Here is a 14777-nt window from a genome sequence, read left to right as displayed (position 1 = left end):
CGAAGCGGAAACGCCACGCCCGTAGTGCGTGTCAGTGCCCGGTCACGGGCTCGCCGATCTGCTTCGGTGCCACGCGATCCTGCAGGCGATTCATGTACAGGTAGATCACCGGCGTGAGGTAAAGCGTCAGGATCTGCGACACCACCAGGCCACCGACGACGGCCAGGCCCAGCGGGCGGCGCGTCTCGGCGCCAGCGCCAATGCCCAGCGCAATGGGCAGCGTGCCGGCGAACGCCGCCATCGTCGTCATCATGATGGGGCGGAAACGCACGCGGCACGCCTCGAAGATCGCATCGAAGGGCGCCATGCCTTCGTCTCGCTGACGCTCCAGCGCGAAGTCGATCATCATGATCGCGTTCTTCTTCACGATGCCCACCAGCATCACGATGCCCACGAACGCAAACAGATCCAGCGATGCGTTGAAAATCACCAGCGTAAGGAGTGCACCGACTGCCGCGGCCGGCAGGCCGGAAAGAATGGTGAGCGGGTGGATGAAGCTCTCGTACAGGATGCCAAGCACGAGGTAGATCACGAACACGGCCAGCAGCAACAGCAGGCCCATGCCCTTGATCGAATCCTGAAACGCCTGCGCCGTGCCCTGCACGCTGCCGCTCAGTGTTGCGGGCAGTTTCAGTTCGGTCGTCGCGCGGTCGATGCTCGCCACGGCATCGCTGAGCGACACGCCGGGCGCCAGGTTGAACGACACGGTGACGGCGGGCAGCTGGCCCTGGTGGTTCACCGTCAATACCTGCGGCTTGCGCTCGAACCGCGCCACGGTATTCAACGGAATGAGCTTGCCGGAGTCCCCGGTGACGTAAAGCTTGGACAGCACCGCGGGATCATCCTGCATGCCGCGGTCCACCTGCAGGATCACCCAGTACTGCGTGGCCGAACCGTAAATGGTTGAAATCTGGTTCTCGCCAAAAGCCGTACCGAGCGCGGTCTGCACCTGGTCCATGGTGAGGCCCATGGGCGCGAGCTTGTCGCGATTGACCTCGACCACCATGGATGGGCTGTTGAGGTCCAGGTCGGTGGTGACATCCTGAAACCCGGGCAGCTTCTGGAATGCGGTAACCAGCTTGCCCGACCAAGCGTAAAGCGCCTGCAGGTCGGTCGATTGCACCGTGTACTGGTACTGCGCCTTGGATTGGCGCCCGCCGACCTGGATAGCCGGCGGATTCTGGATATAGGTGCGGATGCCCGGCACCTGGGCGAACTTATGCCGGAGCTCCTGGATGATCTCGTCAGGCGTGGTATGGCCGCGCTCGGCTGCCGGGCGCAAGGTCAGCAGGATGGAACCCGAGTTGATCGTGGCGCGTGCACCACCCGCGCCGACGCTGGACATATAGCCGCCGATATTCGGATCCTTGCCGGCGATTTCCGCCAGCGCCTGTTGGCGCGCGGACATGGCGGCGAACGAGATATCGGTCGGGCCTTCCGTGGTGACACGCAGCTGGCCGCTATCGCCGGCCGGGATGAAATCCTTGGGCGTGACGGCGAACAGTACGCCTGTGGCGCCCAGGCTAAGCGCGAACACGAGTAGCACGACACGCGGATGGCGCATGCACCACGCCAGCGTGCTGGTGTAGCCGGATGTCACTGCACTGAACCCCGCATCGAACCACACGACGATGCGGCTGCGCTTGTCGTGGTCGTGTGCCTTGACGAAACGACTGCACAGCATGGGGGTGAGCGTGATTGATACGAAGCCGGAAATCAGGATCGATACGCTGATCACCACCGCGAATTCATGGAACAGCCGGCCGACGATGCCACCCATGAACATGACCGGGATGAACACGGCGACGAGCGATAAGGTCATCGAGAAGATGGTGAAGCCGATCTCGTTGGCGCCCTTCACGGCCGCATCGAACGGCTTCTCGCCCATTTCGATGTGGCGCATGATGTTCTCCAGCATCACGATCGCATCGTCCACGACGAAGCCGACCGCCAGCGTGAGCGCCAGCAACGAGAGGTTATCCAGGCTGTATCCCAACGCGAACATCGCACCGAACGTACCGAGCACGGAGATGGGCAAGGCCACCGCGGGAATCAGCGTGGCCGATGCATTGCCGAGGAACAGATAGATCACCAGCACCACCAGGATGCCCGCGAGCACCAGGGTGAACTGCACGTCGTGCACGGAATCGCGGATCGATACCGAGCGGTCGTACATGACGTTGAGCTTGACCGACGGCGGCAAGGTCGCTTCGAACCCAGGCAGCAGTGCGAGGATGCGATCGACGGTTTCCACGGTGTTCGCGCCCGGCTGGCGCTGAATCGCGAGGGTAATGGCGCGCTTGCCGTTGAACCAGCTCGCCTTCTGGTCATCCTGCACGCTATCGCGCGGCGTGGCGATATCCGAGAGGCGAACCGGCGCGCCGTTGCGGTAGGCGAGTACTACCTGGTTGTAGTCAGCGGCGCGCATCAACTGCCCGTCCGATCGGATGGACAGCAGCTGACGGCTGCCATTGAGCGAACCTGTCGCCTTGTTGACGTTTGCCGCGGCGATCGCGCTGGCCATCTGGTCCACGCCGATGCCCGTGGCCGCGAGACGATCGGGATTCACCGCGATGCGCACGGCGTACTTCTGCGAGCCGTACACGTTGACCTGCGCGACGCCCTCCACCATGGAGAGGCGCTGGGCCAGCTCCGTCTCTGCGTAGTCATCCACCGTGGATAGCGGCAGCGTGGACGATTGCATGGTGAGGAACAGGATGGGCGCGTCGGCCGGGTTGACCTTGCGGTAGGTCGGCGGCGTCGGCATGTCCTGCGGCAGCTGGCGCTGTGCCGCCGAGATGGCCGCCTGCACATCCTGCGCGGCGCCATCGATGCTGCGATCCAGCGCGAACGTCACGGTGATGGTCGTCGAACCCAGTGAACTGGATGACGTGAGCGAATCGATACCGGCGATGGTCGACAACTGCGCTTCCAGCGGTGTCGCTACCGATGACGCCATGGTCTCCGGTGAGGCGCCAGGCAGGCTTGCGCTGATGTTGATCGTGGGGAAATCGACGTTGGGCAGCTCGTTGACCGGGAGCTTGGGGTACGCCGCGATGCCGAAGATCACCAGCGCCGCCATCAGCAGCGTGGTCATCACCGGGCGGCGGATACACAGTTCAGGCAGGTTCACGCCGCGGCCTCCTCAGCCCTTGTCGATGCGGACGCGCGCGCCATCCACCAGGAGCATCTGGCCCTCGGTCACCACGCGCTCGCCTTCGGCCAGGCCCTTGTCGATGACTACGCGCGTCGCCGTGCTGGCACCCGTGGTGACGCTGCGCTGCTCCACGGTCTGGTCGGGCTTGACCACGAACACGAACGTGCCCGACGTGGAACTCTGCAGGGCGATGACGGGAATACTCACGGCATCGGTCAGGCGTGTCGTAGGCAACGTGACCTCGGCGAACTGCCCAGCCGTCAGGCGGCCATCCGCGTTCGCGAAGCGCCCTTTCAATACGATGGTGCCGGTGGTGGCATCCACCGCGTTATCGACGAACTCCAGCTCGCCCTTCAGCGGGCCGCCCGTATCGCCGGGAATCTTTGCTTCCACCGGCAACGCGCCCCGGCGCTGGCTGGCGCGCACCGCCGACAGGCTATCTTCCGGAATAGCGAAGGCCACGCGGATCGGATCGACTTCGTTGAGGACCACGATGTCGGTGGTGTCCGCGGTGAGGGTCGCACCGGGGTACGCAAGCGGCGCACCGGTAATGCCATCGAACGGCGCCGTGATCGTCGTGAAATCGAGCTGCACCTGCGCGGCACGGGCCGCGGCCCGATCACTCTCCAGCGCCGCGCGAGCTACACCGAGATTGGCCTTGTAAAGATCGAAATCGGCGCGGCTGACGAAACCTTTGCCGAGCATGTTCTGATACCGCGCGAGATCCGCCTCGGCCTTGGTGAGCTGGGCCTGGTCGCTGGCCACCTTGCCTTGCGCTTCATCGAGCGCGGCCCTCAGCGGGCGCGGATCGACCTGGGCAAGCAGCTGGCCCCTGGTGACGTGCGCACCCGGCGTGAACGCCAGCGTTTCCAGCTGCCCGTTCACGCGCGAGCGGATGTTCACCGTGGAATAGGCTTCGGCACGGCCAATGATCTTGAGCGAAAGATCGATTTCGCCGCGCGTAGCGACCGCGGTGGTGACCGGGGTGCCAGCCGCGGGGGCCGCCCTGGAGGGCTTTTGTGCATCCTTCCCGTCCGCGCCGTGCCGCCACACGCCAACGCCTATGGCAGCGAGCACGACCAATCCGGTGATGAGGACGAGTTTCTTCCCTGGGGAACGTTGCATGGCTACTCCGGCCGAAACCGTGGGGTTCGGTCGCCGCGCCGGGGATAGCGCGGACATGGGTTTAGTCGGGACATCCATGTAGGAAACGCAGGTCCCCGTGATGCGTTGACACCCGCTCAGTCTTCCCCGGCAGGCTCATCCAGCGCCTGGAGGTTTTCCTTGATGCGCTCCAGTACGGCGAGCATCTTTTCCAGGTCGTCGTAGGCAATGCCCTGGGTGGCGTCGCGGCGCAGGCCGCGGGAGATATCTTCCATGTCATCGATGACACTACGTGCCTGCTCGGTATCGTGCAGGCGCCAGGCCCGGCGATCCTTCGGGTCGGGGCGGCGCTCCACGAACCCGGCCGCCTGGAGGCGGTCGATCACGCGGCCCACGGCGATGGGCTCCATGTCCAGTTGCTCGGCCAGCTCGTTCTGGCGCATGCCGGGCCGGCGATGCAGCCACTTCAGGGCCCGCCACTGTGCACGGGTCAGCCCGAAGGTCACCGCCCGCCGGTCGAAGTGCTTCCGGAAAAGCAGCGTGACATCGTTGAGCAGGTAACCAAACGAGATATCTTCGACTTTGAGCTGGTCGGCCATGGCGGGAGTGGTCGTCGGCTTTTCTTGCGGTTGGGCTCGCATCGTATCCATCTGTGCCCACCCGTCACAAGCGAGGATGCAGCATGACCCCGGAAGTCGTCGTGGCCGACCTGACCACCCTGGCCGTCGACGCCATCGTCAACGCCGCCAACGAGTCCCTGCTGGGTGGGGGTGGCGTGGACGGGGCGATCCACCGGGCAGCGGGCCCAGCCCTGCTGGCTGCGTGCCGGGCCCTGCCGGAAACGCGCGCCGGGGTGCGCTGCCCCACCGGGGAAGCACGGATCACCCCCGGTTTCCGCCTGCCTGCGGCATGGGTCATCCATACCGTCGGACCCGTGTGGCATGGCGGTGGAAGGGGTGAACCGGCGTTGCTCGGTGCTTGCTACCGCCAAAGCCTGGCGCTGGCCCGCGAGCAGGGCCTGGCCAGCGTCGCCTTCCCGGCGATCAGCGCCGGCGTGTACGGCTACCCCGCGAACCTGGCGGCGCGTATAGCGGTGGATAGCGTGCGCGAGGCCGCATGGGTACCCGCGCGGCTCGTGTTTTGTGCATTCAGCCCGGCAATGGCTGGGCATTACCGGGATGCCCTGGGTAGCTAGCGCGGGTACAGCGGCGGCAGCCCGCCGTTATCCGCAGGCCCGGCGGGCGGCGCCCAGTCGAACCCGGTGTCGAAGACCTCGCGCCAGCGGGACGTATCCAGCGCGCCGCCGCCGAAGCGAGCCCGCTGCAGGGCCGAAATAGCGTCGCGCTGCTCACCCGGGCGGAGTGCCTTGGCGAGATCGCCCAGAATGCGGACTTCGGGGCGGATGGAACGCGCCCAGCTCAGTAGCGCGCGCTCGATGGTGATGACGTCCCCGCTCGCGAGTGACCTGAGAAAATCCTCACGTGCCGCACGCGGGCGAACGGGGTCTGCCTGCGCGGCAACGGGAGCTTCGGCACGGACACGACGCCTGTGCTTCGCCGACACCACCCAGATGGCCACCGTCAGCAGCCAGAGAATGGCCATGCCTGCGGCGATCGCCGGCCAGGGTAAACCCGTGACTGCCGCACGTTCGGTGGCGACAGGCGTCGCGGGGCTGGCCTGGGGCTGCATGGCAGGTGTGCCGGGCGAGGTCACGGGCGCACCGCCGATAGCGGGCGCCACCTCGATATCACGGGCAGGCACGACAGCGGTCTCGGGCTTGTCGGTGGTGACATTCCACCAGTGCAACGTGGTTTCTGGAATGTGCAGCCTGCCAGCGTGCGTCGGCACCACGGCAAAGCCCTGCTGCCGGCGGCCGGTGATCCACGGCCCGTTGGTACTGCTGCCGGTCACGGCCTTATCGGGATAGACGTCCGCGCCGTCAAGCTTCGGCAGTGATAACGCGGGCAGCGCCTCGAACGGCAGGCCCGTGGCATCCAGGCGCATCGCCAGGGTCATGGGCTGGCCGACACGGGCTTTGCCATCGGCGGGAAAACCATCCAGCGACAGCGTGAGCGACCGCGCGGGCAGCCACGCGCCATCGGGCGCGCTCGCTGGCCGGCTCTGCACCTCGACGCTAACGGGCTGCGCCACGGCGTTCACCGGTTCACCGGCACCGAAGAACGAATTCACGTCGGTCGGGTCGACCGCCGTACCCTGGAAACCGGGCGGCTTAATCTCCAACGAACCGGCGTGCTGCGGAATGATGGCGTAGTGCCGCTCAACCACGTTGAAACGGCGGCCTCCGCGTTCGGTCTGGAAATTGGCATCGGAGCCGATGCGGCGAATCTCGGCGCCTTCCGCCGAGGGATCACCCAACTGGCCATCGGCCAGGTTCACCGCAAAGTAAAGGCGAAGGGTGTAATCGAACTGCTGCCCCACGTAGCCAGTCGCAGGATCAACCTTGCCTTCGAGCACCACCGGGCGGTTGGCGGCATCGGCAGGCGAATGGCTGGTGGCCTCGACGGAAAGCGGCAAGGGCTGGGTAAGCTGGCCGCCGATCGACAACGCCGGCACGGTCACCTGGCCTTCGTGCTTCGGGCGCAACGCAATACCCAGGATGGTGTGCGCTTCACGCTTGCCGTTGACGATGCTCAACGAGTGATTCGTGGATGTACCCAGTACGAAGAAATCCGCCGCCAGCGGCGATAGATCGGGATTACCCAGGTTATCGTCCGCCACCTCGATATTGAGCGTCACCGTTTCGCTGACGCCAACGCGGGTGCGATCGAGCGATGCCACGGGTGCCACGGGCTGCGCATGCGCAACCGCCACCACCAGTGACAGGGCGAGGGCCAGCCATGCCTGGCGCATCATCATTCCTCCGGTTCCGCGCCATGGCGGCGCTGGTATTCAAGCATGAACTTCCGGCGCAGCAAGCCACCCGGATCATCCGGCACGCGCAGCAGTTGCCTGCGCACATCGGGCGGGAGCTTCGAGGACGATTCGGACTCGGACAACTGGCCCAGGTCATGCTGCTCGTCCTTGCCCTCGCCCTTGTCCTTGCCTGCGAGCGCCGCATCCATCTTCTGCTTTAGCGCCTGCTGGGCCTGCGCCGCCTGGGCGCGTTCGTCGGCCGATTTGCTGTTCGCATCACCTTGCGGCGGTTGTGCCTTACCGGCGTCGGTCGCCTTGTCCTTGCCTTCGCCTTCGCCGGCCTGGCCGGGCGCGCCCTGTTGCTCCTTCTGATCCTGGCCGCCCGCGGACTGGCCGCCCTGCTGACCTTTCGACGGATCATCCTGTTGGCCTTGCTGGCCCTGCTGGTCCTTGCCCTGGTCGCCGGGCTTTTTGTCGGGCTGGCCGTCCTGCTTGCCCTTGGGGCCCTGGTCGTCTTTCTTGTCTTTTTGCTGCTGCTTCAGGAAATCTTCGACCGCCTTGCGGTTCGCTGCAGCGTCCGCATTGGCCGGGTTCGCTTTCAACGCCCGGTCGTAGGCTGCGATTGCCTCGTCGTAGTGCTGTTGCTTTGCAAGTGCGTTACCCAGGTTGTACTGGCCATCGCTATCGGTCGCGTGGGCCAAAGCATCCTGCGCGGCGGCGTAATCACCCGCGCGGTACGCGGCGGCGCCACGCATCGCCGCACTTTCCGCCACGCCCTGGGCTTTCTTTGCATCGCCGGCTGCGAGCGCAGCGGCGGCCTGCTGGTCGCGCGTGCGGAAGGCATCGCGCACTGACGCGGCGTGCGACGGCGCGGCAGGAAGCAGCGCCAGCGCAAGCACCAGCAACCAGCCGCGACGAAAGCCCAACGCCACCAGAGGCAACAGCGGCAGCAGGAACCACGGGCCACGGTCTTCCCACTGCGTGGCCGTCGCGCCATCGGTGGCTTTCGCGGTACTCGCATCGCGCAAGGCCGCCGCCATCGCCTGTATGTCGCCGCGGTCATCCGACGCGACGGCATAGGCGCCACCGCCCGCCGTGGCGAGCGCGCGCAACGAGTCATCATCGCGCGGTGCCATCACGATGCGGCCCTGCTCATCCTTGAGGAACTGGCCATCATCCGTGGTGATGGGTCCACCGCGCGGCGTGCCGATGCCAAGGACGGAAACACGATCGCCGGCCGCCAGGGCGCGGCGCGCTGCCGCCACGGCCGCCGCGTCGGCGCGATCGGTTACGACGACGATGGACCCGCCACGTACGTCGGCATGGTGGATAAGGTCCACCGCCTGGTCGATCGCTTTGCCGGGATCATCGCCGCCCACCGGCATCGTGTCTGGCGCCAGCGCCGCGAGCAGATCGTCGACGCTGTGCGCATCGGTGGTGAGTGGCGCGACAGTGAACGATTCACCGGTGTAGGCCACCAGCGCGTTCATGCCGTCGCTGTTTGCGCTGTAAAGCTCGCGCACCTTGTAGCGCGCACGACTCAGGCGATCGGGCACCACATCGCGTGCCAGCATGCGTGGCGACATGGATACCACGACAACCTGTGCAGCCCGCTCACTGAAGAGCTGTTCCGACGCCCTGCTCCACGATGGCCCCGCCAGGGCGATGATTGCCAGTACCGCGGCCGACGCCACGGCCCACGCTGGGATGCGTGACGATCGCGGCGCGCCATCGAGCAAGTAGGGCAGCAATGACGGGTCGGCAAGGCGGGCCAGGACGCGAACTTCCGGCGAGCGGCGCAGCATCGCCCAGGCCAGCAGCGGCACGAACAGCAACAGCCAGAGCCAGTTGGGCTGCAGGAAATGAAAGTGGTTGAACAGCGTATTCATGGCGTCGCCCTGCCCGGCAACCAGCGTGGCAACAACGCTGCGACAAGCAAGGCGAGGCTCACAAGCAGTGGCCAGCGGAACAGCTCATCGCGCGGTCGCAGGGTAGCTCCCTGCTGCGGCACGGGCTCGAGCTGGTCGATCTGGCGATACGCCTGCGCGAGCTCATCCGTATCCGTCGCCCTGAAAAACCGGCCACCCGTCTGGTTCGCAATATCGGTCAGCATGCCCACGTCGAGGTCCGCCGACGGGTTCTCGATGCGCGATCCGAAGAAGTCCGGCACGCGCATGGCTGTCGCGCCGATGCCGATCGTATAAACGCGTACACCGGCGGCCTTCGCAGCACGCGCCGCCTCACGCGGCGTGATCGAGCCTGCGTTGTTCACGCCATCGGTAAGCAGGACGAGTACCCGAGCCTGCTGCGGTAGATCGGCCAGGCGTTTGACGGCGACAGCGATGGCGTCGCCGATCGCGGTTTCGCGCCCCGGCAAACCTACGACGGCGTCGTGCAGTTGGGCGCGCACGGCATCCAGGTCGTAGGTGAGTGGCGTCACCAGGTAAGCCTGCGAACCAAACAGCACCAGGCCAAGCTCATCGCCGGCGCGCCGGTCGATGAAGTCACCCGCGATGGCCTCCACGGCGGCGAAGCGCGTGACCTGCCGCCCAGCCAGCTGCATGTCATCGAGTGACATGCTTCCCGACAGATCCACCGCGAGCATGGTGGCGCGACCGCTGCGTTTCTGCGGCTCGGGCGGCCCGAGGTGTTGTGGGCGTGCGGCCGCCACGACCAGGCACATCCAGGCCAATACCATGACCGCTGATGCAGCGAATGAAGCGCGGTTGGCCGATGCCGGCATCAACGTGATGCCGGGCTGTGGCAGGTTCAGCGCCTGCGCGGGGCGTACCGGACGCAAAACACGGCGTAGCAGCCAGGGCAATGGCAGCGCCAGGAACAGCCACGGCCATGCAAACTCAGGAAGGTGCATGCGACCTCCCCCGGGCAGGCTTGCCGGCGCGTGCAAGGACATCGCGCACCCATCCATCCACATCCGCGGTAACGGCATCGATATCCAGCGGCGCACGCGGGCGATACATGACATCGCCCAGCGTGGCCAGCCGCGAGACATCACGCTTCGGCGCCATGGCGGCAAGCGCGGCCCGCCATGCCTCTGCAGCAAACGTGACGCTTTGCGCATCGCGGGCGCGCGCGACACGGCGAACCAGCTGATGCGCACTTGCCGCGAAGGCAGCGTTATCGCCGTCGACATCGTGGCGGGCTCGCGCTGCATACAACTCCGCCAGCACATGATTGATATAGCGGCGTCGCCGCACGCGGCGGTGCCAGGCCCATGCGGCGAGCATGAGCAACGCAACCACCAGCACAAGGAGTACCCACGAACCCGGCGCAAGAGGCCACCAGGGCACGTGCGGTACGTGGATGTCGCGAAGCTCGGGACCCTGTGGCGGCATCAGCGCGCCCTCTGCGGGCCGAGCAAGTCGATGACGGCGTTGAGCGGGTCTGCCGTCGTATCGATGGTGCGCTTGAGCAGGCCAAGCTGGCTCGCGAGTGCCGTGAGGCGTTCGCGCCCTTCACCGAGCGCACGGGCGAAGTCAGCACGCTGGCGCTCACCATGCAGTGCGATGTCGTAGTGCACGCCATCATGTGCGAACGGATACCGGCCGGCCGGCGGCTCGGCCATCTCAAGCGGATCGGCCACGGTGAGGATGCGGACCTCGGCCTTGTTGACCAGGCTCAGCATGCGGCCGTAGGCGGGCGGATCCACGGCAAAGCCATCGCTCACAAGCAGGACCCTCGACGCGCCATGCATGAGGCGCCCGGCGCGCTGCAAGGCGGCCGACAGACTCTCGTCGGCACCCGGCGGCATGGCATCCCACGCCGCGAGTGCACCGCATACCGCCAGCGCACCGCGCGGGCCACCTTGCGGGCGCAATAAGCGTTGCTGGCCACCGAATGCCAGCACACCCACTCGATCGCCACCGCGGATGGCGTACCACGCCGCGGTCGCCGCCGCGCGCGCAGCCTGCACCGACTTGAAGCGTGCACGCGTACCAAAGCGCATGCTGGTGTTCGTATCCAGCAACACAAGCAGGCGACCTTCGCGCTCTTCCTGGAAGAGCTTGGTGTGGGCGACACCGCTGCGCGCCGTAAGGCGCCAATCCATGCGGCGCACATCGTCACCCGCCTGGTAGACACGTGATTCGGCGTAATCCATGCCGCGTCCGTGCAGCCGCCCGGGGCGCTGGCCACTGCGCGGTGCGCGCGAGACCACCGGCGGAGGCGCGGCACGCATGACCCGCGAGCGAAGTGCCAGGAGTTCGGGCAGCGCGACGTTTACGCGGGGATCCGCGACGTGGGGAACGGCGCTCACGGCAGCGGCACGAGATCCAGCAGGCGGTCGATCACCGTATCCACCCGAACGCCTTCCGCCTCGGCTTCGTAACTGGGTAGCACACGGTGGCGGAGCACTTCGTGGGCAATGGCGTGGACGTCTTCCGGCAACGCGTAATCCCGGCCGGCCAGCCACGCATGGGCGCGGGCGCAGCGATCGAGCGCGATGCTTGCGCGCGGGCTCGCGCCCCACGCGATCCAGCGCGCAAGCTCCGCGCCATAACGGCCCGCGTCACGCGTGGCGACGACCAACTGCGTGATGTAAAGCTCGAGCGGCGCGGCCATGTGCACGGCCATCACGGCGTCGCGTGCCGCGAAGACGTCGGCCGGGCGCAGCATGTGCGCGGGGGGCGTGACCGGATGCATGGCTTCGCGCGCCTGCTCGCGGGCCAGGCGCAGGATAGCCAGTTCGGCATCGGCATCGGGATACCCGATGGTGACGTGCATGAGGAAGCGATCCAGCTGCGCTTCGGGGAGCGCGAACGTTCCTTCCTGCTCGATGGGGTTCTGCGTGGCCATCACCATGAACAACTCAGGGAGCGGCCAGGTTCGGCGACCTATCGTGATCTGCCGCTCCGCCATGGCTTCGAGCAAGGCCGATTGAACCTTCGCCGGGGCGCGGTTGATTTCATCGGCAAGGACGATGTTGTGGAACAGCGGGCCCCGTTCGAATTCGAACGTGCCGGTCTGTGGCCGGAAAATGTCCGTGCCGGTCAAGTCCGCCGGTAGTAGGTCCGGGGTGAACTGGATCCGGTGGAAATCCGCTTCGACCCGGGTAGCCAGGGCCTTGATGGCGGTGGTCTTGGCCAGGCCCGGCGCGCCCTCCACCAGCAGGTGGCCATCGGCGAGCAGGGCAATAAGGAGGCACTCCACCAGGTGAGGCTGGCCGATGATTCCACGGGATAACTCGCTACGCAGGCGGACGAACGCCTCCTGGAGGGGCGTCGTGGCGGCGGGCAGGGTCTCGGGCATGGCGGTGGCTCATAAAACGGACGACAGGCCCGATGAGACCACAGCGGGGCCGTAAAGTTTAGGGCCGGAAGGGGGGGATAAAAAAAGGGCGGCCTTGCGGCCGCCCTCGGGTACTGCCGGAAATGCGAGTTACTGCAGCGTGTTACTCAGGATACGCGGCGTAACGAAGATGAGCAGTTCGGCCTTGTCGTTCTGGCGGGACGTGTTGCGGAAGAGGACGCCGATACCCGGGATATCGCCCAGACCCGGCACCTTTTTGGTGGTGTTGGCCTTGGTGATCTCGTAGATGCCACCCAGGACCACAGTCTGCCCATTGTCGACCAGCACCGAGGTGTTGATCTCGCGGGTGTCGATCGACGGGACGAAGCCACCGCCCGGCGACGGCGTGTTGCCGGCGAGAGCATCCTTCTTCACGTTGATCTTCAGGTAGACGCGGCTGTCAGCGGTGATCGTCGGGGTGACGCGCAGCTCGAGCACGGCATCCTTGAACTGCACCGTCGCATTCGATGCGCCACCACCCGTGCTGGAAGCCTGGTAGGTAACGTAACCAATCTCGGTACCCTGCTTGATCACGGCCTCCTGCTGGTTGGCCGTAATAACGCGCGGGCTCGAGATGACTTCGCTGCGGCCCTCGGTTTGCGCTGCCGAGAGTTCCAGGTCGACCAGGTAGTTCGAGCCAAGGATCGCCAGACCCAGGCTACCGGCCGGGTTCGTGACCGGCAGGTTGACGTTGTAGCCACCCGGGTAGGTGATGGTGCTCTGCGTCCCTGCGGCAGCATGGTTAGCATTCCATACCTGGGTCGCCAGCCCAGCTGTGCCCTGGTTCGGCGCATCACCGCTCGTGAGATCAGGCGTGGTACCGATCACCTGGCCGCTCGAGTTGGTCTGTGTGGCCTGGACACCCCAGCGAACGCCGAGATCGCGGGTGAATGTGTCGGTGGCGACCACAATACGCGACTCGATCAGCACCTGCTGCACCGGGCGGTCCAGCGTGCCGATGAGTTCACGCAGGTCGCGAATCTTCTCCGGCGTATCGTTGATCAGCAGGGTGTTGGTACGGTCGTCGAACGAAACGCTGCCGCGCGCCGACAGGAAGCCGCGCGCCGTGTTGCCGGTCGTGCCGCCGCCCGTGCTCTGCATGCTGCCCGAGGTCAGCAGCTTGGCGATGTCTTCCGCCTTGCCGTAGCTGATCGGGATGTAGTCCGCGACGAGCTCGGCGTTGTCCTCGGCCTTCTGGCGTGCATCGGCCAGGCTCTGTTCGTAGGTGGCCAGTTCCTGCTGCGGCGCGATCCAGATGACGTTGCCACTACGGCGCTTGTCGAGGCCCTTGGCACGCAGGATCACGTCGAGCGCCTGGTCCCATGGGGTGTTGACCAGGCGGAGCGTCACGCTGCCACCCACGCTATCGGACGCCACCAGGTTGAGCTTGGCTTCGTCGGCGATGAGCTGCAGGGCGGAACGGACCGGGATATCCTGGAAATTGAAGGTCAGGCGGGAACCCGAATAGGTCGGTTCCTGACCCTTCGCGGCCTTACCGGTCACCGGAGCGGCCTTCTTCGGCGCCACTTCGATCACGTACTCGGTGCCGCTCTGGTAGGCCGAGACGTCCGTCTCACCCTTCGTGCGGATCTCCATGCGCGTGCCACCAGGCACTGACGACGACTGGATCGACTGGACCGGCGTCGCGAAGTCGAGCACATCCAGGCGCTGGGCAAGCTTCGGCGGAAGCGTCGCACCGGTGAAGCTGACGAGCACCTTATCGCTCTCGCGACGCATTTCCGGCGTGGTGCCTTCGCTGCCAAGCGTAACCACCACACGGCCTTCGCCGTTCTGTCCGCGGCGGAAATCGATATTCGACAGCGGGGTGCCTGCGCTGGACGGCAGGGCCTTGGTCGGATCGGACACGATGGCCGTGGTGGTCGTGGCACCCGACGGCCCGTTATTCACGGTCACGATCAGGTTGTTGCCATCCACACGGGTCTTGTAGGCCGAATCGCGGAACAGTTCGACCGTAACGCGGGTACGGCCGCCGGCGGCCACCACGGACACCCCCGACGTCGACCCGGTGCCCACGTCCAGGTGGCGCGTGGAGAACGCGTTGGTGGTATCCGGCAGGTCGATGGCGATGCGCGGCGGATTCGAGGTCGTGAAGACCTTCGGTTCCGGTGCATGACCGGAGAAGGCGAGCGTCAGCTCGACGCGGCCGCCAGGCTGCGCATCGTACGTGACGTTCTTCAGCGCCGTCTCGGCCGCCGCGCTGCCGGCGAACCCGAACGCCGCGACCAGCGCGACGCCGAGGGTCCAGCGCCGCGTGCGGTGACGCGCGCTACCCGGCAGATGATTGGAATTGGTCGTCATGTGCTTCATCCCCGAG

The 14777-nt window shown here is 66.1% G+C and carries 11 protein-coding genes; 1 reads left to right on the top strand and 10 read right to left on the bottom strand.

Annotated elements, in window-relative coordinates:
* Nucleotides 1–31 precede the first annotated feature (31 nt).
* From L2Y97_RS02885 to L2Y97_RS02875, 3 genes are all read right to left on the bottom strand, one after another.
* Nucleotides 32–3133, bottom strand: a complete 3102-nt coding sequence (locus L2Y97_RS02885; protein ID WP_247432732.1) for an efflux RND transporter permease subunit — start codon at nt 3131–3133, stop codon at nt 32–34.
* A 12-nt stretch (nt 3134–3145) separates the two neighbouring features.
* Entirely contained in the window at nt 3146–4282 is a 1137-nt protein-coding gene (locus L2Y97_RS02880) for an efflux RND transporter periplasmic adaptor subunit (RefSeq protein ID WP_247432729.1), read from the bottom strand.
* A 116-nt stretch (nt 4283–4398) separates the two neighbouring features.
* Complete coding sequence (locus L2Y97_RS02875) at nt 4399–4902, bottom strand: MarR family winged helix-turn-helix transcriptional regulator (RefSeq protein WP_425492842.1); 504 nt, start codon at nt 4900–4902, stop codon at nt 4399–4401.
* A 41-nt stretch (nt 4903–4943) separates the two neighbouring features.
* On the opposite strand from L2Y97_RS02875, the gene L2Y97_RS02870 reads away from it, so the two are divergent.
* On the top strand, nt 4944–5456 hold the full coding sequence (locus L2Y97_RS02870; protein WP_247432726.1) for an O-acetyl-ADP-ribose deacetylase: 513 nt from the start codon (nt 4944–4946) through the stop codon (nt 5454–5456).
* Here L2Y97_RS02870 and L2Y97_RS02865 read toward each other — a convergent pair.
* The 7 genes from L2Y97_RS02865 to L2Y97_RS02835 form a co-directional block, all read right to left on the bottom strand.
* Complete coding sequence (locus L2Y97_RS02865) at nt 5453–7138, bottom strand: BatD family protein (RefSeq protein WP_247432724.1); 1686 nt, start codon at nt 7136–7138, stop codon at nt 5453–5455. The genes L2Y97_RS02870 and L2Y97_RS02865 overlap by 4 nt on opposite strands.
* A complete protein-coding gene (locus L2Y97_RS02860; RefSeq protein WP_247432722.1) occupies nt 7135–9024 on the bottom strand; it encodes a tetratricopeptide repeat protein in 1890 nt (629 codons plus the stop codon). Before L2Y97_RS02860 ends, L2Y97_RS02865 begins: the two co-directional genes overlap by 4 nt.
* Complete coding sequence (locus L2Y97_RS02855) at nt 9021–10007, bottom strand: VWA domain-containing protein (protein ID WP_247432720.1); 987 nt, start codon at nt 10005–10007, stop codon at nt 9021–9023. Before L2Y97_RS02855 ends, L2Y97_RS02860 begins: the two co-directional genes overlap by 4 nt.
* Entirely contained in the window at nt 9994–10491 is a 498-nt protein-coding gene (locus L2Y97_RS02850) for a DUF4381 family protein (protein ID WP_247432718.1), read from the bottom strand. Before L2Y97_RS02850 ends, L2Y97_RS02855 begins: the two co-directional genes overlap by 14 nt.
* Nucleotides 10491–11411: a DUF58 domain-containing protein gene (locus L2Y97_RS02845; protein WP_247432716.1), complete on the bottom strand. Its 921-nt coding sequence runs from the start codon at nt 11409–11411 to the stop codon at nt 10491–10493. Before L2Y97_RS02845 ends, L2Y97_RS02850 begins: the two co-directional genes overlap by 1 nt.
* On the bottom strand, nt 11408–12403 hold the full coding sequence (locus tag L2Y97_RS02840; protein WP_247432714.1) for an AAA family ATPase: 996 nt from the start codon (nt 12401–12403) through the stop codon (nt 11408–11410). Before L2Y97_RS02840 ends, L2Y97_RS02845 begins: the two co-directional genes overlap by 4 nt.
* 129 nt (nt 12404–12532) lie before the next feature.
* Nucleotides 12533–14761: a type IV pilus secretin PilQ gene (locus L2Y97_RS02835; protein WP_247432713.1), complete on the bottom strand. Its 2229-nt coding sequence runs from the start codon at nt 14759–14761 to the stop codon at nt 12533–12535.
* Between the last annotated feature and the right edge of the window lie 16 nt (nt 14762–14777).

Origin of the sequence: Luteibacter aegosomatissinici, from assembly GCF_023078495.1 — a bacterium.
Classification (GTDB): Bacteria; Pseudomonadota; Gammaproteobacteria; order Xanthomonadales; family Rhodanobacteraceae; genus Luteibacter; species Luteibacter aegosomatissinici.
The sequence above is the reverse complement of the archived record's forward strand: the minus strand, read 5'-3'. Positions and strand labels throughout refer to the sequence as shown.